This is a genomic window from Bradyrhizobium septentrionale (assembly GCF_011516645.4).
Lineage (GTDB): Bacteria > Pseudomonadota > Alphaproteobacteria > Rhizobiales > Xanthobacteraceae > Bradyrhizobium > Bradyrhizobium septentrionale.
On the sequence record NZ_CP088285.1, the window covers coordinates 9468388 to 9488533 of the forward strand.

General features: G+C 60.2%; 17 protein-coding genes. 1 reads left to right on the plus strand and 16 read right to left on the minus strand.

Annotation, left to right across the window (positions count from 1 at the left end; genetic code table 11):
• Nucleotides 1-7 precede the first annotated feature (7 nt).
• The gene (gene rfbA, locus HAP48_RS47545; protein WP_166207602.1) at nt 8-898 is read right to left on the minus strand and encodes a glucose-1-phosphate thymidylyltransferase RfbA; all 891 of its coding nucleotides are present in this window, start codon (nt 896-898) and stop codon (nt 8-10) included.
• Nucleotides 899-1184: 286 nt separating this feature from the next.
• On the opposite strand from rfbA, the gene HAP48_RS47550 reads away from it, so the two are divergent.
• Nucleotides 1185-2540: a hypothetical protein gene (locus HAP48_RS47550; RefSeq protein ID WP_166207605.1), complete on the plus strand. Its 1356-nt coding sequence runs from the start codon at nt 1185-1187 to the stop codon at nt 2538-2540.
• 94 nt (nt 2541-2634) lie between these two features.
• Here HAP48_RS47550 and HAP48_RS47555 read toward each other — a convergent pair whose 3' ends face one another.
• The 15 genes from HAP48_RS47555 to HAP48_RS47625 form a co-directional block, all read right to left on the minus strand.
• Nucleotides 2635-3939: a nucleotide sugar dehydrogenase gene (locus HAP48_RS47555; protein ID WP_166207608.1), complete on the minus strand. Its 1305-nt coding sequence runs from the start codon at nt 3937-3939 to the stop codon at nt 2635-2637.
• 285 nt (nt 3940-4224) lie between these two features.
• A complete protein-coding gene (locus HAP48_RS47560; protein ID WP_166207611.1) occupies nt 4225-4743 on the minus strand; it encodes a GNAT family N-acetyltransferase in 519 nt (172 codons plus the stop codon).
• Nucleotides 4736-5443 (minus strand): WbqC family protein, encoded by a 708-nt coding sequence (locus HAP48_RS47565; RefSeq protein ID WP_166207613.1) that lies wholly within the window; start codon nt 5441-5443, stop codon nt 4736-4738. The genes HAP48_RS47560 and HAP48_RS47565 overlap by 8 nt, the downstream gene beginning before the upstream one ends.
• 15 nt (nt 5444-5458) lie before the next feature.
• The gene (locus tag HAP48_RS47570; protein ID WP_166207617.1) at nt 5459-6250 is read right to left on the minus strand and encodes an ABC transporter permease; all 792 of its coding nucleotides are present in this window, start codon (nt 6248-6250) and stop codon (nt 5459-5461) included.
• Nucleotides 6247-7437, minus strand: a complete 1191-nt coding sequence (locus HAP48_RS47575; protein ID WP_210292776.1) for an ABC transporter ATP-binding protein — start codon at nt 7435-7437, stop codon at nt 6247-6249. Before HAP48_RS47575 ends, HAP48_RS47570 begins: the two co-directional genes overlap by 4 nt.
• Nucleotides 7438-7463: 26 nt before the next feature.
• A complete protein-coding gene (locus HAP48_RS47580) occupies nt 7464-8627 on the minus strand; it encodes an ABC transporter ATP-binding protein (RefSeq protein ID WP_225024737.1) in 1164 nt (387 codons plus the stop codon).
• Nucleotides 8628-8909: 282 nt separating this feature from the next.
• Nucleotides 8910-9665 (minus strand): polysaccharide deacetylase family protein, encoded by a 756-nt coding sequence (locus HAP48_RS47585; protein WP_166207627.1) that lies wholly within the window; start codon nt 9663-9665, stop codon nt 8910-8912.
• Between the two features lie 234 nt (nt 9666-9899).
• Complete coding sequence (locus HAP48_RS47590; RefSeq protein ID WP_166207630.1) at nt 9900-10769, minus strand: class I SAM-dependent methyltransferase; 870 nt, start codon at nt 10767-10769, stop codon at nt 9900-9902.
• Complete coding sequence (locus HAP48_RS47595; protein WP_166207633.1) at nt 10766-11683, minus strand: NAD-dependent epimerase/dehydratase family protein; 918 nt, start codon at nt 11681-11683, stop codon at nt 10766-10768. Before HAP48_RS47595 ends, HAP48_RS47590 begins: the two co-directional genes overlap by 4 nt.
• 6 nt (nt 11684-11689) lie before the next feature.
• Nucleotides 11690-13669 carry a glycosyltransferase gene (locus HAP48_RS47600; RefSeq protein ID WP_166207636.1) on the minus strand — a complete coding sequence of 660 codons (1980 nt, stop codon included), beginning with the start codon at nt 13667-13669 and terminating at the stop codon, nt 11690-11692.
• A gap of 350 nt (nt 13670-14019) precedes the next feature.
• Nucleotides 14020-15912 (minus strand): asparagine synthase (glutamine-hydrolyzing), encoded by a 1893-nt coding sequence (gene asnB, locus HAP48_RS47605; RefSeq protein WP_166207639.1) that lies wholly within the window; start codon nt 15910-15912, stop codon nt 14020-14022.
• 33 nt (nt 15913-15945) lie between these two features.
• Complete coding sequence (locus tag HAP48_RS47610; RefSeq protein ID WP_165124653.1) at nt 15946-16944, minus strand: NAD-dependent epimerase/dehydratase family protein; 999 nt, start codon at nt 16942-16944, stop codon at nt 15946-15948.
• Between the two features lie 136 nt (nt 16945-17080).
• Nucleotides 17081-18142, minus strand: coding sequence for a non-hydrolyzing UDP-N-acetylglucosamine 2-epimerase (gene wecB, locus HAP48_RS47615; RefSeq protein WP_166207642.1), 1062 nt, complete (start codon nt 18140-18142; stop codon nt 17081-17083).
• A complete protein-coding gene (locus HAP48_RS47620; RefSeq protein WP_166207645.1) occupies nt 18142-19200 on the minus strand; it encodes an NAD-dependent epimerase/dehydratase family protein in 1059 nt (352 codons plus the stop codon). Before HAP48_RS47620 ends, wecB begins: the two co-directional genes overlap by 1 nt.
• Before the next feature lie 2 nt (nt 19201-19202).
• Nucleotides 19203-20135, minus strand: a complete 933-nt coding sequence (locus tag HAP48_RS47625) for an NAD-dependent epimerase/dehydratase family protein (RefSeq protein WP_166207648.1) — start codon at nt 20133-20135, stop codon at nt 19203-19205.
• Nucleotides 20136-20146 lie beyond the last annotated feature (11 nt).

The window sequence follows — 20146 nt, forward strand, 5'->3', positions numbered from 1 at the left end:
GTCGACCTCAGTGCGACCGCCTCGAATTGCCAAAGCTATCATAGATCGACAAAAGATACTCGCCATAGCTGCTCTTCGCATTTCGCTCCGCAACGCTGCGAAAGGCGTCAAGGGAGATGTAGCCTAGCCTCAGCGCGATCTCTTCCGGACACGCGATCCGAAGGCCCTGGCGCTGCTCGAGGACCTGCACGAAATGACTGGCCTCGACCAGCGAGGCATGGGTCCCGGTGTCCAGCCACGCGAAGCCGCGCCCCAAAATCTCGACATGCAGTTCACCGCGCTCCATGTAGGCGCGATTGACGTCGGTGATCTCGAGTTCGCCTCTCGTCGAGGGCTTGATGGAGGACGCAATCTCGAGCACGTCATTGTCGTAGAAATACAGGCCCGTCACGGCGAGATTGGATTTCGGCAGACGTGGCTTTTCCTCGATCGAAATCGCCCGTCCATCCCCATCAAGCTGGACCACGCCATAGTCCTGGGGCCGCTTGGTGACATAGCCAAAAATAGTGGCTCCCGAAGCTCGCGCGCTGGCGCGGTTCAATATCTCCGGCAACCCATGACCGAAGAACAAATTGTCGCCGAGGACCAGGGCGACGTTGTCCTTGCCGACGAAATCACGCCCGACAATGAAGGCATCAGCCAAGCCCCGAGGTTGGTCCTGGCTTGCGTATTCCAGCTTGAGACCGAAGTCCGAGCCGTCACCCAGCAACCGACGAAACAACGGCTGATCCTGGGGTGTGGAGATAATCAGAATCTCCCTGATGCCACTCAGCATCAAGGTCGAGAGCGGGTAATAGATCATGGGCTTGTCGAAAATCGGCAAGAGCTGCTTCGACACGACAATCGTCACCGGGTAAAGCCGAGACCCGGTACCACCAGCAAGAATGATACCCTTCATCCAATCCCGCCTGTGCAATTATCCAGACAGTCTACCAGAGGCCGTCGGTTCGGCAAACGCGCGGCAAGATTCCAGCAAGCCGCATTGACACCATTGGGCAGGAACAATGGAATAAAATACAAGCATATTCTTGTCGTCTTATCGGCGCCGTGTCATGTCCCTAGGCCCAAGTCACTAGGCCCAGGACGGTGCCATCGTCTGGCGATCGTGGGGGCCCAGTCGGCCTGGCGCGATGACCAGCAATGGAACAGTCCAAACGTACAGCCCGATACGGCGGTGAGCGAGAATGAACGATCGGATCACTCAGCTAGAGCTTGGTTGGCCCCAGGCCAAACTTGCCCTGCTCGCCTATGCCCACATCGTGGTGTGTTGCGTTTCGCTCTACTTCATCACGGCCGTCGATACGTTTCCGGGTGTCACCGGTATCGACCAGACCCACGTGACAGCTGCCATCCTGAATGTGCTGGCGTTCAGCCCCGTCGTCATCCTGTTCGCGATCGCACGCTTCAGCTTTGGCTATCTCGTCGGCTTCTACTTCTACATGATGATCCTGGGATATCTCTGGCTGATCGAATTTTCGCTGCTTGATTACGATCACCGCCTGGCGCTTGTCTCGATCGTGCTTTCAGGATTTGCATTCCTTGCCCCCGCACTGTTGATCACCGCGCCTGTGCAGCAGGCGATCGTCATGCCGGCACGCGCCTTTCACATGATGCCTTCCGTCATCCTGATCGCCTCGGCCGCAATCGTCGGCATCGGCGCTCTCTACCACCTCAAGCTGGTTGATCTCTCCGAGATGTACAAATATCGCGCGGAGATCGAGTTTCCCGGCTTCCTTCGATACGCAACCTCGATCGCCTCAAACGCCCTGTTGCCTTTCGCCTTCGCCTGCTTCGTCGTCAGCAAGCGGAACTGGCAGGCAGCGATCACCCTGGTCCTGATGGTTCTGTTCTATCCCATCATGCTGACCAAAATGGCGCTGTTCGCTCCGTTCTGGCTGCTGCTTCTCGCGCTCATCTGCAAGCTGGTGGAGGTGCGGCTTACGACGATCCTCTCGCTATTCCTGCCTGTCTTCGTCGGCGTTGTCCTGGTCTCCCTAGTCAAGACCGGCGTGATTCCGTTCAGATCCGGAATGGTCTATTTCGGCACCGTCAACAACAGGATGATCGCGGTCCCGTCGCTCGCCCTCGAGGTCTACAACAACTACTTCTCAGCGCATCCGCTGACCCATTTCTGCCAGATCAACGTCGTGAAGGTCGTGGCTGCATGCGCCTACGACGAGCCAATATGGGCCGTGATGGCCAAGGCCTACGACCTCGGCTCCTTCAATGCCTCGCTGTTCGCCACCGAGGGAATCGCCTCGGTCGGCCTCGTATTCGCCCCGATGTCCGCACTTGGTTGCGGCCTGATCATTGCGCTTGGCAATCGCCTGTCGTCAGGCCTGCCGCCGCGATTTGTGCTGCTATCCGCCGGGGTCCTGCCGCACGTTCTGCTCAATGTACCGCTTTCGACGGCCTTGCTGACCAACGGTACCGGTCTGCTTTTCCTGCTCTGGTACGTTACGCCGCGGTCGGCCTTCGAACCGACGGCAGCGTCGACGACCGCGGCGGGCGGACAGTTACAAGGCGCAAGCGCCGGCTAGTGCGCCGCTTTCGAACCCGTCTCACCCGAAAGGGCACGCGGTGGGCGGGATAGCCGCCGCCGCGACGAGATCGCCTGTGCGCGAATGATATCGCCTACGCGCGAATGATATTGTCTGCCGGCTCGGGGAACTTGCCGCGACAATCGACGAGCAGCGGCGCGTGCGCGCCGAGCAGCTGGTAGTCGAACTTGTCGTGGTCGGTTGCAAGCAGGAGGCAATCGAAGCGCCGTAGATTGGCCTCGGTGAGCGCGACACTCGACAGATCGAACGAATGCGCCCGCATCTTCGGGAACGCGGGAACGTGCGGATCGCTGTAGGCGACGCTGGCGCCGAGATCGCGAAGCTTCTCCATCAGCAGCACGGAGGGTGACTCGCGAACGTCGTCGACATTCTTCTTGTAGGCGATGCCGAGAACCAGGATCGAGCTGCCGCTGATCGACTTGTGCCTCTGATTGAGCGCCAGCGAGATCTTCGACACCACGTAATCGGGCATCGAGGAATTGATCTCTCCGGCGAGCTCGATGAACCGCGTATGCATGCCGTATTCCCGCGCCTTCCAGGTCAGGTAGAACGGGTCGATCGGAATGCAGTGCCCGCCAATGCCGGGACCGGGATAGTACGGCACAAACCCGAACGGCTTAGTTGCTGCCGCGCGGATCACCTCGTGAATGTCGATCCCCATCTTGTCGGCGACCATCTTCATTTCGTTGACGAGGCCGATATTCACCGAACGATGGATGTTCTCCAGCAGCTTGGTCAGCTCGGCAGCCTGCGTCGAGCTCACCGGAACGACCTTGTCGATCACCTGACGATAGAGGGCGATGCCGGCCTCGAGACACGCGGGCGTGCAGCCGCCGCAGACCTTCGGGATCGAGCGGGTCGAGAAGTTCTGGTTGCCGGGATCTTCGCGTTCCGGCGAGAAGACCAGGAAGACATCGGCGCCGACGCTGAAGCCGCACTTTTCGATGCGCGGCTTCAGTTCCTCCTCGGTCGTGCCGGGATAGGTCGTGCTTTCGAGCGACAGCACCATTCCCTTGTGGAGATATGGCAGCAGCGATTCCGTGGTGTTCAGCACGAAGCTGAGATCGGGTTCGCGATATTTGTTGAGCGGGGTCGGAACGCAGAGGATGAGCGCGTCGACCTCTCGCGCCCGCGAGAAATCCGTGGTCGGCTCGAAGCCGAGCTCCGTCGCCCGCTTGATGCTCGCGCTCGATATATGTTCGATATAGGACTGGCCGGCGCGAAGCGCATCGACCTTGGTCTGGTCGATATCAAAGCCAATGACCTTGTAGCCCACCTCGCTGTAGCGAAGCATGAGCGGCAGGCCGACGTAGCCCAAGCCCACGATACCAATCCTGGCGGTTTTGCGGTCCAGCTTTTCGATCAGTTCCGAATTCATGTCTAACGCTCGTAGGTGTGGTTGCGTTCAAATCAGCGTGCTGAATAAAATCCGCAAGGTAAGGCGCCTTTGGCGAGATGGTGCATAGACGTCCCGCACCCGTCCGACAAGCCCAAAAGCGGTGGGCTGGCTTGGCTCGTCCACCCCGGCGGCGGAGGCCCGGTTGCCGCGTAGCTTAATCAAGATCGCGTTCGTGCTGCCCATCTCACATTGCGGCGTCCGGCCGTCTGCTGCAGCAGATCGTAGTCGCGGCGAACGTTGCGCGCCCGTCCGTCACCGTGAAACTCAAGCGCAATCGCGAAGTTTGGCCATCACCAACTGGTCCGTCCACCTGCCGTCGATAAAACAAGCGCGGCGCATGGTCCCCTCGATCGTTAGCCCGGCCTTCTGGTACGCCTTGATAGCCCTTTCGTTGTCTGCGAATACCCTGAGCCACACGCGTTGAAGATTTCGGTCCTTGAAGGCGAAATCGATCGCAAGCGCCACGGCCTCCGCTCCCGCGCCACGACCGCGCTCAGCCTCCTGCCCGATCCGGATCGTCAGCTCAGCGGTGCGATGGATCGGATGAAGGTCGATCAGCTGCACTACGCCGATCAAACGAAGGTCGGGAAGCGCGCGAATGGCGAAGACGATCTTGGCTGTTGAAGTGATGACCGATTTCAGCCAACTCTCATGAGTGGTTTCGTGAACCGGGGAGAATGGAGCGTTGAAGCGCACCGTATCGGGATCGTTGATCCAGTGAAACAATTGCGGAGAGTCTTCGTTTCGAATTTCGGTAAGCGCGATGACGTGCCCTCTAATCATAGCTGCCTCCAGGTGATCCCGTTGCTGGCCGCCCGTCCCACATCAGATAGTCGATCACGGAGAGGCCCGGAATGAACGCCTCATGCGGGCCATACGGTTGCGGCACGAAACCCTGGCTGACCAGACGAACGCCATGCTGCTCGAACAGTTCGTCCTGCTGATACCCTCCGGCACCGCCGCCGGCGAGATAAGCGTCCCCGCCGACCGCCTTGACGAGCGAGATGAGGAGTTCGGTCGCTTTGCCTGCATGCGGCAGTTCGGACTGCCGCAGAAACCGCGTCGCAAGGCCGAGATGCTCCGCGATCACCTTGATGGCCGTGATGTTGAATGTTGCAAGGTTCGTTTCTTGTTGCTCGAACAGAGGCTGCAAGAGTGCCATCGCTTCACGAAATTGCGGGGCCTTGCCGTAGCTTGCCTGCAATGTCGCAATCATCTTGCGGCGCCAGGGCCGGCCGTCATCGATCTCCGCGGCATTGAGCGGCGCCCCCAACGGCAGGCGATGGACAGGACACGTGGCCCAGCGCGCCTCGCCCTGGATAGCAATTCGCACCCTGTTCGACCACGATCCCATGCCCCCCGATCCCGAGCGCGGATAATCGACGGCATCGAGCAGCACGAACACATCGGCACGCCGGATCTTGTCAAAGTACCCGAGCCACGGAAAGAAGTTGGGTTGATGGATCGCAACGAGGCATCCCATCGTGGTGCCCACCCGCTACAGCCGCGTATCGAAGAACGACTTGAGCCGCCGGAACCACCACAGCCCGGCCCAGAACACAGCTGCGCCAACCACTGCCAGATAACAGATCATCCTGAAGCTAGGCATCGACCCGGCTACAGTTGCAGTGCGGTAGCATTCCGCGATGACATAGAAGGGGTTGAGCTGCACAATAGGCCGAATGAAATCCGGGTAGGACGAAAGCGGGTAGAAGATCGGAGAAGCGAACAGCAGCACGGTGAGCACATTCGGCAGCGCCAGTGCGGTATCCCGTACAAAGACGTTGAGCGCCCCAAGGAACAATCCCAGTCCCGACACGAACAGGATATGCAGGGCCACGATCAGCGGTAGCGCCAGATAACCTGGGCCGGGCATCTCTCCTGAAACCACCTGCAGTATGAGTACGATAACGAGCGCGACGACGAGCGGCACCAACCCCATCAGTGCGCCCACCATCGGCAACAGCTCCGACTTGAAGGCGATATTCTTCACGACGCCCGCGTTTCCGACCACGGACGTCGTTGCCGCCGACAGGCCTTCGCTGATCGCAAGCCACGGCCCGTAGCCGCTCAGCAGCCAGACCACGAATGGCAACGAGCCCGTACGTCCCGGCAGCCGCCCCGGAAAAACCACGGTGAACACGAACGTGAAGATGCACATCAGCATCAGCGGCGACAACACCGCCCATACCAATCCCAGCGCCGACCCCAGATAGCGGTCGCCCAACGTCATGCGGAAGAGATTACTCAGCATGCCGAGATCTCGCCGATCAAAACCTGCCAGCATCATGTCTTGACGTCCTCAAGGCGGCGCGCGCTGATCCGCGGAGGATAGAAGATCAGCGGCTGCCCACCTATTTGTCCTTCCTCGTCGACGACCTCCAGCACGCAGGAAATCGATTCCTTGTCGTCCCCGCGACCGACGAGCGCAACATCGAAGCGATAGAGATTGGCCCCCAGCACGAAAGGATCCATGTCGATGGTGACCGTGAACGGACCGGACGCGGGCAGCGCCATCCCCACCTCCGAAAGACGCCGCCGCCAGACCAAACGTCCGTCGACCCGTGTGAGAACAACCTCGAGATCTTGCACCGGCGGGGTCGAGTCGAGCCGCCCGCGCGCGACGATCGCCAACGGCACCATGGCGAGCGCGGTCGCCTTGCGCGCCTCCCCGCGCTGAATGATTTCGACGGCATTGAGCTGAAGGGGGGCGGCCCGGTTCACCACGCTCCCTTCAAACTTGCGCATCAGCTCCGCCTCGTCCGCCTCACGCACGGCCGCCTCGTAGGCTTTGGTGACGACCTGCGGCGAACCGTCCATGACGAGCCGGCCGTCATCGAGCCAGAGGCATCGTGAGCACATTTCCACGATCGAGCCCAAACCGTGACTCACGACAATCACAATACGGCCACTGGCCGCAACTTCTTGCATACGCCGCGTCGCCTTGGCGGCAAAGAAGGCATCGCCGACCGAGAGCGTCTCGTCGATGACCAGAATGTCGGGATTGATGAACGCCCCCATCGAAAACGCGAGCCGGGCCTTCATCCCCGAAGAATAGGTTCGCACCGGACGATCGATAAATTCACCAAGTTCGGCGAACGCGATGATTTCATCGGCGACGTCACTGGCCTGCTGCCGGCTACGGCCGTGCACGGCAGCGTCGAGGAAAATGTTGTCGCGGCCGGTCATGTCCTCGCGCAGCACCGCGCCTACCGTAAGCATCGCGTGCAGGTCGCCGTCGACCTCCACAGAGCCCGAGGTCGGCTCGGTAAGCCCCGCAATGATCGAAAGCAGCGTCGTCTTGCCGGCTCCGTTGCGGCCTATGATGCCGACGCGCTCGCCCTCCGCCACGTCAAAGCTGATCGAATCGAGCGCCTGCACATGACGCGTCGTGATCTCGCGCTTGCCGGTCCGCAGCGCCTCCATCAGCGACACGGATCCGCCGCCATGGTCGGCAAGCGCGAATACCTTGCTCACATCTCTCACCCGAATTGCCGCGCGCATCAACCAATCACCTTCCACTTGGCTGGCAGGCTAAATCCGCGCCCTTCCATCCCCTCGACGTCGAGCCCGAGTCCGTTGCCGTCGAGCCAACTGAATCCATCGAGAACAATTTTGACCACCGAATTGTGTGGATCCGGCATCACGAGGTGCAGGCTGATCTGGTAGCTGCCAGGCGCAAGTGGCAATGCCGGGATATCGACGCCGATCGCATAGCGCCCGGGATCCTCGCCAACAGGCGTGTGCCGACGCGTCATCAGCCCTGTCTCCCAGCCGTAGGCCGGCTGCAGGCGCTCGACCGCAACCACCATGCCAACCTCCGCCCGGGTGAGTATCTCGACCTCTGCCTCAAGCCTGAAATCCGCTCCCGTCATGATCGTGCGCGGGTAGACAGGCGCACCCGCGAATCGCGCAATTCCGTCGCGGTATGTCGACTTTGCCTGCTCGCCGTAGAGGTAGCGCCTGACGGCACGCTCGGCCGGCCCCGAAAAGACCACCTTGCCACGGTCCAGGACGTGCGCCGTTTCGCACAGGCGTACGATCGCGGACCAGTCGTGCGTCACGAGGACCCCGGACGCCCCGCCCGATACCCGTTCCCGCAACCGCCGCCAGCACTTCGACTGAAAGTGCTGATCGCCGACCGCCAGCACCTCATCGAGGAGATAGACCTCATACTGTCCGGCCGTCGCGGTCGAGAAATAGAGCCGCGCGCTCATCCCGGCCGAGTATGTCAGCACCGGATCCTCGAATCGGTCTCCGAGTTCGGAGAAATCGTGGATATCCGAGATCATTGCCGCACGCTCGCTCGGCGAAAATCCATGCACGGTCAGCAGCCGGTCGGCATATTGTCGTCCCGTGAGCTCCGGATTGCCGACCAGTCCGAGTTCATAGAGGCCCGACATCGCCCCGTGCACCGCGACCCGGCCGGTATCCGGCGCGTAGACGCCGCCGATGACCCGAAGCAGCGTGGATTTGCCGGCCCCGTTGCGGCCGAGCACGCCGAGGAACTCTCCCTTGGGCACATCGAAGCTGACGCCTTCGAGCGCCGTAAAATGAGGAACGTCGCGTCCCAGCCCGAACGCGAGCCGCCAGGCGCTTCCGCCGTCGACAAGCGCAAAGCTCTTGGAGACACCTTGGCAGGTGATGGCAACGGCCCGCGACATCATGCCTTGGCCCGCTGCCTACGCCGACAGATGTAACGCCATTCTGGCACAATTAGCATCCGCCTCTGGACCGCGAGCCAAGCGCGCCCTGCGATCAATCGGAGTGACCACGAATGCCGGACCACCCGACAATCAGGTAAAGAACTAGCAATCGGTCGTTCAAATACTTTCAGGGTCAAAGTACGCATCATTTCATGCGGGATATTCAGGCGCGCAAAAATGTTCTCGCCGAATCCGGTCCGTAGAACAACCCGATGCATTACGTGTCTCTGGCCGTCGGATCGTTCATCGGATGTTCGGACGATCGTGTCTGGCTGTTATTTCGTCATACCAACGACCCATCGCGCTCGCGTAGCCGTCAATGGCTCTTTGCAGCCGAGCCCGCGGTGGCATGATCTCGGGAGTCCACCACTCCGGATGCGTAAGCACCTGCAGCCGCTCCTCCGTAGCCTCCTCGAGCACCGTCTTGAGACGCCGGTAGCGCCAGACGCCGTTGCTATCGGACACATAGCCATAACTCGCCTTAAGCGAGCGGCCGTATGCGTTGATCATGCCAGCGACGATATCATCCTCGAGTTCGGATTGATCAAGAATGCCGAACAGGTGAAAACTAATCGCCACTGGCGGTGAACCAAATTCGTCTGCGATCAAATCGCGTTCACGGGTTATTGCGTTCAACAACGCCTGCCCACGCAGCATCTCACCATAATATGTCGGGTCGAAATGCAACGCGATGTCGTGCCCCAGCGACTTTATGCGGCGTACGCATTCAGCAACGTCGGCCGACATCAGATTGTAGTAGAGACACCTCGGAAGCAGGAAATAGGTTGCCTTCACGCCCTCCTCAGCCTCGATCTCGGCAACCTTCGCAGCGCGATGCATCGATACGTCACAGTCGTGGCGCCAAAGAATCGTGCCGCTGGCACCGGCTGAGGGGAAATCAACGGCCCGATAGGACGATTTGGCAAGCCGAAGCAGTTGTCGATAACCTGCCTCAGTGAAGTCACCGAATTCCAATGAGTGCTGACGATCTGGCGACATCCGCGGTCAGTCCAATCCACTCTTTAGATGAACCGGTTGCGAAAGGAGCTTAAGACAAGCTCCTTCAAGTCCGTCGTTCTGACAGTACCGTCCAGTTCCAAAATGCATCGGCCTCAGTAACCCATCCTCAACTGAAAACGCTCCGCGACGCCATCAATCATTCGATCCGTCGCCGCCATCGATGTCCAATGCCGAAGCGTTGGGGCAATTGGAGCGCATATTCCCTCTTAGAATCTACAATTTTGTCGCTTCGAGATACACCCCGAAGCGATGCCTATCACCTTTCCAACCGTATCGCTTGATATGTGCGATCGAGAATCCCCTCAAAGCACCTTGAATCTCATAGTCACGGAAGTGATGGAAGTGAATTGCATCTCGATAGAGCTCGGCGCTTTCAGTCCAGATCAGGGTTGCCAAGTACAGCTTTCCGCCTGGCTTCAGGACACGCGCCGCTTCCGCGATTGCAGTATGGTAATCAAAAACGTGATCAAGGCTGGTCAGGAAAGACACGCAATCGAACGTGGCCTCAGCAAACGGAAGAAACTCGGCCATGCCAACAACGCGAAATTGCTCGCTTCTGCCGAGCGATGGTTCGATCCCAAGATATTCGCAAGAGGGCGGGAACATGCGCCGGCTCAAATCCGGGCTATCGCAACCAATGTCCAGAACTAGCCCACGGGCGGTGGCGAGCAAGACGCGAGAGCGGAACAAGTGGCGCTTGTACCAGGGATCGTCGAATGGCGTATTCAGTTCGCCTCCAGCGTTCTTGACGGCGCACAAGTACAGATACTGATCAAAGGCGCTCTTTATCGAGCCGATCGACAGGGTCTCGATGTTCCGATCAGCGAAATGCCGAGCGGCTTGGGGCAAAAGAACGGGCAACCTATTGTCGATGGGAAACAATTCGCCTGAATTCGTGGACAGATCGACACCGTTGAAATGCAGTGGCAGGCCTGAGTCGGGCGAAATGAGCTTTCCACTGATTTGGCCAAATTCTACAGCACAGGCGTGTTCTGCAGGATCATCGAGAACGGGCTCAAGAAGATCATCACTTTCGTCGACTTCGACGTCACGCCAAGAAGTTCGCAGCCAATCCATAGTCATTCAGCCTTCTCGAGATGGCACACGCGGGATATTCCGTCCTTGAGTCCAATCGTCGGCGACCCGAGCAGTTTCACCATTCGGTCGGTCGCGCCCACATAGTGGTCAGGTGACTTGTCGACAGGCTCAATCGCGACGCGATGATTCGATACGTTCGCAATTAGCTCCGCAATCTCCCGAAGTGACGCGATCTCCGGGCCAGCGACATTGATAGCACAAGACTCTTTGAGGTCCAGTGCCGCCATAGTCGCCCGCGCTGCATCGTCGACATAGATTGGGTTGAGGCGCGGACCACACGCCTCGCCAAGACGTATCGACTCTCCGCGCGCAATTGACCTGCTGATCCGCGCTATGAGAAAGTCCTCACTTTGCCCGGGGCCGTATATGAAGAAATATCTGAGGCGCGAGACAACAAGATGCGGCTCGAAACACTGCAACAACGTTTCGGCTGAAGCCTTTGCCTGGAGGTAGAAGCCAAGCTCGCTGGTCGGCCGAATTGGCGCATCCTCGGTCAGGGCCTGGGCGGATGGTCCATAGATTCCACCGGACGAAGCCAGGATGAATTGGCGGGCGCCATGGCTAACACCGTACTCCGCCAAACGAGCAGCTGCGGCGATCGACACCGCTGCTATGGCACCCGTCTGCCTGGGAAAGTCCTTCCAGCCGCCAGCCTGCGCAAGGTGAATGATTGCATCGACTCGACCAACTTGTTGCAGGTCCGGCGAAAAATCGCCTGATAGATCGGCTTCCACGGTGCGCGCATTCGTATCGCCAGCAAGCGGCGCGCCCGGCCTGATCAACGCCGTTACAGCAACTCCCCTGCTTTGCAAGAGGCGCAGCAACCTTGAGCCCAGGAACCCGGCTGCGCCCGTCAGCAACACGTGGCTACCTGTCAAATCGATATTTGGCGAAGGCATTCGCTCTCACTCTAGCGTCGCGGGCGGGCGGCCGTGCTCGTGCAGGTGGTCATAAACCCGCTCATAGCGTTCAGCCAACACGTCTTTCGACCACCAGCGCATCGCGTGTGCACGGCTCACGGCGCCGATACGGGAACGTTCGCCTGGGTCGGTAACCAGCCTTCGGAGCACCTCATAGATGGTTTCCTCCGACGCGTCGACGATCGGACACTCGGCAATGGCCCGGACGGCAGGCAGACCGCGGGCTTCGACCTTGTTTACCCGGCCCACGACGGGCCGACCGAGCATCATGCCTTCCCGCGCAGTCGCGCCGTAGCGGCCATAGTTGAGCTGATCGACGATGATGTCGGCTTGGGCGAGCATCCAGCGGTTGTCGACGCTCGGCACGTCCTTGCGGAATAGCAACCGAACCGGATGGCCCTCCGCCTTCAGCCTATCGATCGCGGCAACAACGGCACCCGTTCCTTTGACGTTGACGCCTTGGCGGGTACGCATTTCGTAATTGCCGACCGAATGATAGATCAGGATTTCACCGTCGGCCTTGGGCTCGCGCCACAACCCGGGCACCGGGATACTCTGCCCAAGCTCAGGACGCCAGAACTCGGGATCGATAGCAAAGGACAGCGGCTCACGAAAAACCGCGGCCGTATCACGAAAGTCGAGCGGTGGATCGGTCTCTATGCAGATGAGATCCGCCAGTTGCACGACCTTCCAGCCCCAAGCAGACATGCGATGATTGGAACAGATCTCTGGCCGGTCGCGCCACGCGCATTTCGGGCACATGCCAGGGCTCCAGGCCTCGAAGCCTGTTTGCGTGATCAAGTCATGGCATCCGGTAATGCTGTAGGCGATCTTCGCGCCGCGCCGCTTCAAGTCCAACACATCCCAAGGGACGCGATCGTGATCCCTCGAGGTGTCATAGTTGTAGGGGAAGAAGGAAAGGGTCCCGACGCCGGCGAAATGAAACATGTCAAATCGTTCAGCCGCCTCCTGGAAGCGTTCACGCAAGACCTGTTGTTGTTTGTCGGCGTCCGTTTCGAACAGGTTCCAATCATGGCCGTGGAAATGCTGGGCGTATTCGGACTTCGGGTCAATGATTGCCATCGACAGGGCGTCCCAGCCGCGCTTGCGCAAGGAGTCGGCCAGAAAGTGGAAATTGTAATAGCTCGGATTGACGAAAAGAACCGAACGGCGGCGGGCAACGGCAGGCTCCCCTTTGGGTGGGGGAACGTCTTGGATCGGCTCCTCGCCAAAGGGCGGATTGTGCGTGGCCGGCTGCCCCGCGGCTTCAATCTGGTGCAGCGCCGTCAAGCTTTTAGGAAGGGCAAGACCAACCGCGATCATCAGCCGACGGCGGCGAACGTCGGGATCAGCGTGTTCGGGCCGGAATCCAAAAGGCCAGGTCTTTACACCGTCAATTGCCTGATCAGATGCTATCAAACTTCTCCATACAAGCTCGTTGTCAGCTGTCGACGATGCGATCAGCTGACGAACTGCCAGGAAATCGTCCACTGACCACTCATCGCGGCGAGGTTGAGGATCAGCGGATATGCACTCACCCAGTTTCCACTCGACGGCCGGATCGCGGGCCCATGCCCGCAACTCTGACTTGCTCGGTGCAAGCCCAACCAGATCTGGAGAAAGGTCAGCTCTAACTTGCAGAAAAAGAAGTGAAGTCGATGCGCGGATCGGCAAAAGACGCAAACGGCGAGACTTGCTGCCGACCAGTCGGAACAAGACCGAAGCGTAATTCCCGGTCAACAATTTCACTGCTGCGAGGCGCCCGCGCAACGATTTCGCGTCCGTAGCCACGGATGGATCTCTGGCGTGAGAGGCGCCCAACTGAGCATCAGCTCGTTGCGCTTCGAGTTCGGCGATCCGTGATTGTGCGACGGTTAGTCCGTCGCGCAACACGTCAACCTCCGCCTTCAGTTCGGAAATGCCCGCCTCCGCGGAGTCCTTCCATTCCTTGGCACGGCGCATCATGGTGAAGGGATTCGATCTTATCAACGACCTCAAACTGTCGACCTTTCGTGGTCCGGCCCACCCGATTGACCGGGAGCCGAGCGACCGCGTACGCGTTTCCGACCTTAGCTGGTCAGCCGACCACTCTCGATCAAGTGGCGGATTTGCCCGGCCGCGCGTCTTCTTGCGTGAGACGAGCCGCGTGGCTCCGACATCGAAAGAGCGGTCGACGGCTTCAACGCGCGGCACGCCGACTTTCGAAACGACGCAGCTCTGCATACATCTGGCCGACATTTTGTCTTTGTTAAGATCGCGCTTTCGCTTTCTTAGGGACCAAGGAAGCTGCGAGGGAATCACCCCTTGCCGGGATATCATCCGCAGTTCTCAACATGCGCGCGCAACGCGTATTCGACGTTGATCAGCGACCATATCAGCAGTCTGCGATTCTCCCGACCGTTGAGATGATCGTCGACCAACTCCCTGATCGGCTTGGGATCGAGATAGCGATAGATCTTCGCCCGATCATCGAACAGGACGTTGCGGACGAAGTCGATGCTTTGGCCCTTGAACCAGCTTGCGTCAGGACCGGAGAAGCCCTGCTTCTCGCGTTCCACGACTTCCTGGGGAATGTGCTGCTGCATCACGTTTCGCAGCAGCATCTTGCCATCACGGGCCTTCTGAAAGTAGCGGGCCGTCTTCCTGCCCAGCTCGTTTTCGTCCAATGCCACGACTTCATCGAGCTTTCCGAGCTTCATCCGGACCGGCAGCTTCATGGCAAAGTCGACAAGATCGTTGTCGAGGAACGGAACGCGCGTCTCTAGCGAATGCGCCATCGAGAGCTTGTCTTCCATGGTCAACAAGCCGTGGAGAAAGGTCTTGGCCTCCAGATAGAGCGAATGATTGACGTAATCCTCCGGGCGGGTCAGACGCTCGGCGTGCTGATTGAACATGTCCCTGAAGATATCACGGGTCGAGACGCCCTGCACGTCGCCCCAGATCGGTGCGAAGACGCGCTTCAGCACAGTGTTCGGTACAAGCCGCTGCCAGTACTCGTAGTACTTGTCGATATATTCCTCGAAGCTCTGGTTCACGACCGCGCGGTAGTAGCGCCAGGGGTAGCCACCGAAGATCTCGTCGCCGCCCGTTCCCGCAAGGACGACCTTGTTGAACTTGCTGGCGAGCTGCGCGACGTAGTAGTTCGGATAGCTCTGTCCGACGCGCGGCTCTTCCAGATGCCAGGCCAGCTTGGGAAGAACGCGCTCCATGTCGCCCGATTTGAGCACCATTTCGTAGTGCTCGGTGCGAAACAGATACGACATTCTTTCCGAGGCGGCACGCTCGTCGTATTGGAGCTCGATGCCGGATACCGAGCTCAGGTCGAAACCGCAGGTGAACGTCCGCATGTAGCTGAGCGATTGCGCCGCGATCGCGGTAATCGTTCCCGAGTCCATTCCGCCCGACAGATACGCCCCGACGTCGACATCAGAGACGAGCTGCCGCTTCACCGCCTGTTGAAGCAGATGATCGACCTCTTCTTGATAGTCCGCTTCGGACCGCGCCGTTTCCGGCTCCTGGAAATTGTAGTCCCAGTAGCGCGTCAGCTTCGGCTGCGTTCCGGCGCCTGCCTCGCTCGATACGCTGATATAGCAGCCCGCGGGTAGGATACGGACGCCCTTGAGCAAGGTGCGGTCCGTGAAGAAATTCTGGAATGTGAAGTACTCGAGCAAACCCTCGGAATCGAGCTGCGCGTTGAAGTTCGGAACGGCGCGAAACGCCTTCGATTCCGACGCGAACAGCAACTGGTTGCCACCCAACCAGTAGTACAGCGGCTTGATGCCGTAGCGATCCCTCGCAAGCGTAAGTCTGCGCTCCTTGCGGTCCCACAGCGCGAAGGCAAACATGCCGTTGAAACGCTGCAGGGCACCCAGTCCCCACGCCGCGATCGCCTGCAAGAGGACCTCGGTATCGCTGCTGGACCTGAAGACATGTCCCTGGGCTTCGAGCTCGGCACGAAGTTCCCGATAGTTGTAGATTTCGCCATTGTAGGAAATCACAAACCGGCCATCCGCCGTTTGCATCGGCTGCGCGCCGGTCGGGCTCAGATCGATGATCGCCAGCCGGCGATGCCCGAGACCGATCGAACCGTCAATCCATTGGCCTTCGCCGTCAGGGCCACGATGGGCGATCGCCTGCGTCATCGCACGCAGAACGTGCGAGGACACTGGCCGCCCATCGAGGTTAAGAATGCCCGCGACGCCGCACATATCTAGATCCGTCCGATCCTGGACTGCAGAGCCTTACTCAATGCCGGCCTTGGCGCGCCGCCGCTCGAGGCCGGCCCGATGCTTCGACCGCCATTCGATCAGCATCTGCAGTCCCTCACGCAAATCGACTTCGGCGGTGAAGCCGATCTCCTCGGCCGCGCGCTTCGTGGAGCCGACCCGATTGCGCACGAAGGTCGCGTTGCTGCGTGGCGCGTACTTGATCGGCTGGTTCGACCCGGTCAGCTGGAGCAGCATTTCCGCAAGCTCCTTGAGCGACGTTCGCTCGCCGGTCCCGACATTGTAGTAGCGGGCAACCGTATCGGCCGACATCGCGCAGAGATTTGCCCGCGCGCAATCGAGCACTGAAACGAAGTCGAAGGCTTCCGAACCGTCTCCCAGAATGGTCGGCCCTTCGCCGCGGTCGATCGCGTCGAGCATCTTCATGATGACCGCGATATAGGCGCCCTGATAATCCTGACGCGGCCCGTAGACGTTCATGTAGCGCAAGCCGACCGCAGGCAGGCCATAACGGTGACAGAACGCCGTCGCCATCGCTTCGCCGGCGATCTTGGTCGCGCCGTAGAAATTCTTGTTGTTGAACGGATGGTCTTCGGTCATCGGCTCCTCGACCGCATCGCCGTAAACCGAGGCCGAAGAGGAATAGACGAGACGCTTGATCCGGTTCGCGACGCAGGCTTCGAGCACGTTGAACGTGCCCCGGATATTGGTGTCGAAGGCCGCCCGCGGGAATTCATGGCATTGCAACAGCCACAGCGCGGCAAAATGGAACACGCCATCCTTGCCCTTCATCGCGGCGTCAAGGATATCGGATTGGCAGACGTCGCCACCTGCCTCGAATATCTTGACGCGCGGATCGCTGAGCACCCGCTCGACATTCTCGAGCGAGCCGCGCGCGAAATTATCGAAGATCACGATCTCGCCGACATCGTGCTTCGCGAGCTGTTCGACCGCATGCGAGCCGATCAATCCCGCTCCGCCGATGACGAGGAACTTCTTGCCGTTGATTTCCAAGGTCGACCTCTTGGACTGGAGTTTACGCCTCACCACGAGCAGACCAAGTCGGGCTCGCGGCAAAGTGACGATGACTGCTTGAGATGCTGGACAGCCGCCAGGAGGCCAACGGGTACGAATCCCGTTGGTAACGATCTCAGCTTGCTGCCCGCAGCGGGGCCTGGTCTCGCAGCAGTTCCGCGATCTCGAAAGCTGCCCGTCCCTGGCCGTAGTCGGTGATGTCGTTCCGCGCCCGATGCGCCGGTCCCTTCCAGAGCCGGTTCCAGCCGTTTGTAACCGTCTCGGTCCACTCGGTTTCGTCGCGCAGCGTCACGCACGGCACGCGATGAAAGTAGGCTTCCTTCTGCAGGCCGCCGGAGTCCGTGTACACTTCGGTCGCGTGGTGCAGCAGCTTCGCCATGTCGAGATAACCGACCGGGTCAATGATACGCAGCCCTTCCAGGCTCACACCCAACCGCGAGGCGGCACCTCGGGTACGCGGATGCAACGGCAGGACCACGGTGCGCCCGCGCGACTGCTCCAGCAGGAATTGAACGACATCACGGAGCCGCTCCGGATCGTCGGTGTTCTCAGCGCGGTGCACGGTGGCAAGCCCGTATTGCCCGGGTTGCAGCCCCAGTTCGTTCAGGATGGTGGAGCTGACCTCGGCCTTTTCCAGAGCGAACAGGGTGGCATCGTACATCACATCGCCGACGTGATGCACGCCCTTGACCACGCCCTCGGCCGCAAGGTTCGCGATTGCGGTTGCGGTGGGACAGAGGTGAAGCGTCGAGAGATGATCCGTCACGATCCGGTTCAGCTCTTCAGGCATGCGCCGGTTGAAGGAACGCAGCCCGGCTTCGACATGGGCGACCGGAATGTGAATCTTGGCCGCCGCCAGCGAACCAGCCAGCGTCGAATTGGTGTCGCCGTAGACCACGACCCAGTCCGGCTTTTCGGCAAGCAGGATCGGCTCGATTTCCATCAACATCCGCCCGGTCATGTCGCCGTGACCGCCGCCATTGATATCCAGATGATGTTTCGGCTTCGGGATGGCCAGTTCCTCGAAGAACAGATCGGACATGTTCGCATCGAAATGCTGACCGGTGTGAATCATCACCTCTGTCAGTCCATCCGTTTCTCGAATGGCCCGGCTGACCGCTGCGGCCTTGATGAACTGCGGCCGCGCACCGACCACAGTGAGGATCTTGATCGACATCAGGAATACTTCGCGACGTCGGCCACATGCGCTACGTGATTGCGCATGCAGCCAAGGATGCGGCCATGGTTTTCCCGGGTCCACGCGATGGTCCGCTTGAGGCCATCCTCATGCGCGACGCTCGCGACGAAGCCGAGCTTTTCGCGCGCCTTCCCCGGATCGCCGAAGCGCTGACCGGACCGGTCCCAATCACGCGCCGGCGTGAGCGCGATCGGAGTCTTGTTGCCGGCGATCGAATTCACCCGCTTCGCCAGATCAAGGATGCTGGTCTCGACACCCGACGCCAGATTGTAGATTTCGCCGGGCTCACCGCCGAGGGCGCACGCCATCAGTCCCCGCGCCATGTCTTCCACGAAGATGAAATCGCGCGACGCGATCCCGCCATTCTCGACCGGAAGGGCTTCGCCATGCAGAGCCTTCCAGATGAAGGTCGGGGTGACATTGCGCCAAACCGTGTGAACGGTGCCGCGCCAGCGGCCGGCTCCCAGTATTTCGCCTGGCCCGTAGACGTTCTGGAACCGCGCCTTCACGAACGGCAGCTTGTACCGGGTGAAGTAGTAGTTGCCGTACATCTCCCCGATCAGCTTGGAGATCGAGTAGGGGCTGTCGTGGAACAGCGAGACCGGAGCGTCCTCGGTCGTTGCCGAGGCGCCGTCAAAGGTCTTCTCGGCCACGGCACAGCCAGCCGCGGCGTACACCACCTTTTGCAGCGAGCGGATGCCCTTGAGCCGTTCGAACAGCTTCAGGCTGGTCAGCGTGTTGTTGTCATGATCGGCCAGTGGATCGGCGATCGATGACTGGTTGCCGTGGAAGCATGCAAGATGGAAGGCAAAGTCGAGATCTTCCGGCAACGCGGCCAGCACCGCGTCTTCGGTGATCGGACGCGGCACGAACTGGATCCGGGGATCAGGCGGCACGTTCGAGGCATCGGCCGACAGCAGATTGTCGACGACAATGACCTTGGCCGGCGCCTGCTCGAGCAGCAGCCGCACGAGATTTGAGCCGACGAACCCGGCTCCGCCGACGACGAGGATAGTCGATCCGTTAAATGACTTCATGATCAGCTCTTTGGTGCCGCCAGGTGACTATAGACATCGCTCACGCCATAGGCGTCGTACCACGCAAGCAGGCGCTTGATGGTCTCATCGAATGGCACCTTGGCTTGCCAACCGAGAACCGCGCGGGTCCTGCTCGGATCGGGAACGACGGACGGCACGTCGTCATCACCGACCGGCACCACCTTCACGTCAGGATCGGCCGGCAGTCCAAGGTGGGAACGCACGAGGTCGTAGATTTCCTTGATCGAGTGACCGATCCCGCTCGATACGTTGAAGACGCCGGTCGGCGCCTGCTCGGCCATTGCGAGATCCAGCGCGGCCAGAAAGTCGGACATGTCGAGGAAATCGCGCTGCGCGTCGCTGCAGAAGCAGCCCTGCCCGGCCTTTAGGCGCTTGTAGAAGGTCGGGATCGGACCAATCGCCAGGCGAGGCCCCGTCACGTTGGCAAGCCGCAGCGACACGTAAGGCAGGCCGCTCATCGCCAGGTACTGCTCACCGGCGACCTTCGAGATGCCATAGCTGGTGAACGGCCGCAGCGGATGCTCGACCGGGATCGGCGTGCTTTCCGGCCGGCCGTAACACAGCACGGTCTGGAAGTTCAGGATCCGGCCCGCGCCGGCGGCCCGCGCCGCGTCGATCACGTTCGCGGTGCCATCGACGTTGGTTGCGATATCTTCCCGCCAGTTCGCCAGGTCCTTGTAGGAAGCCGCCGAATGCACGACATGCGTCGGTCGGAACTTCTCGAATGCCGAAGCAACGAGATCCCGATCGGCGATCGAACCTTCAATCAAGGTCAGGCCGGGAAGCGCCGGCACAACCTCGCGCTTGCCGGTGGCGAAATTGTCGATGACCAGAATCTCGTGGCCTTGCGGCAACCAGTGCTCGATCAGGTTCGAGCCGAGGCAGCCTGCGCCGCCGGTGATGATGATGCGCATCTCGTGGTTCC

Excerpts from the sequence above, each read along its gene's own strand:
- rfbA (WP_166207602.1), bottom strand. The coding sequence starts at position 898 with ATGAAGGGTATCATTCTTGCTGGTGGTACCGGGTCTCGGCTTTACCCG.
- HAP48_RS47550 (WP_166207605.1), top strand. The coding sequence starts at position 1,185 with ATGAACGATCGGATCACTCAGCTAGAGCTTGGTTGGCCCCAGGCCAAA.
- HAP48_RS47555 (WP_166207608.1), bottom strand. The coding sequence starts at position 3,939 with ATGAATTCGGAACTGATCGAAAAGCTGGACCGCAAAACCGCCAGGATT.
- HAP48_RS47560 (WP_166207611.1), bottom strand. The coding sequence starts at position 4,743 with ATGATTAGAGGGCACGTCATCGCGCTTACCGAAATTCGAAACGAAGAC.
- HAP48_RS47565 (WP_166207613.1), bottom strand. The coding sequence starts at position 5,443 with ATGGGATGCCTCGTTGCGATCCATCAACCCAACTTCTTTCCGTGGCTC.
- HAP48_RS47570 (WP_166207617.1), bottom strand. The coding sequence starts at position 6,250 with ATGATGCTGGCAGGTTTTGATCGGCGAGATCTCGGCATGCTGAGTAAT.
- HAP48_RS47580 (WP_225024737.1), bottom strand. The coding sequence starts at position 8,627 with ATGATGTCGCGGGCCGTTGCCATCACCTGCCAAGGTGTCTCCAAGAGC.
- HAP48_RS47585 (WP_166207627.1), bottom strand. The coding sequence starts at position 9,665 with ATGTCGCCAGATCGTCAGCACTCATTGGAATTCGGTGACTTCACTGAG.
- HAP48_RS47590 (WP_166207630.1), bottom strand. The coding sequence starts at position 10,769 with ATGACTATGGATTGGCTGCGAACTTCTTGGCGTGACGTCGAAGTCGAC.
- HAP48_RS47595 (WP_166207633.1), bottom strand. The coding sequence starts at position 11,683 with ATGCCTTCGCCAAATATCGATTTGACAGGTAGCCACGTGTTGCTGACG.
- HAP48_RS47600 (WP_166207636.1), bottom strand. The coding sequence starts at position 13,669 with ATGATGCGCCGTGCCAAGGAATGGAAGGACTCCGCGGAGGCGGGCATT.
- asnB (WP_166207639.1), bottom strand. The coding sequence starts at position 15,912 with ATGTGCGGCGTCGCGGGCATTCTTAACCTCGATGGGCGGCCAGTGTCC.
- wecB (WP_166207642.1), bottom strand. The coding sequence starts at position 18,142 with ATGTCGATCAAGATCCTCACTGTGGTCGGTGCGCGGCCGCAGTTCATC.
- HAP48_RS47620 (WP_166207645.1), bottom strand. The coding sequence starts at position 19,200 with ATGAAGTCATTTAACGGATCGACTATCCTCGTCGTCGGCGGAGCCGGG.
- HAP48_RS47625 (WP_166207648.1), bottom strand. The coding sequence starts at position 20,135 with ATGCGCATCATCATCACCGGCGGCGCAGGCTGCCTCGGCTCGAACCTG.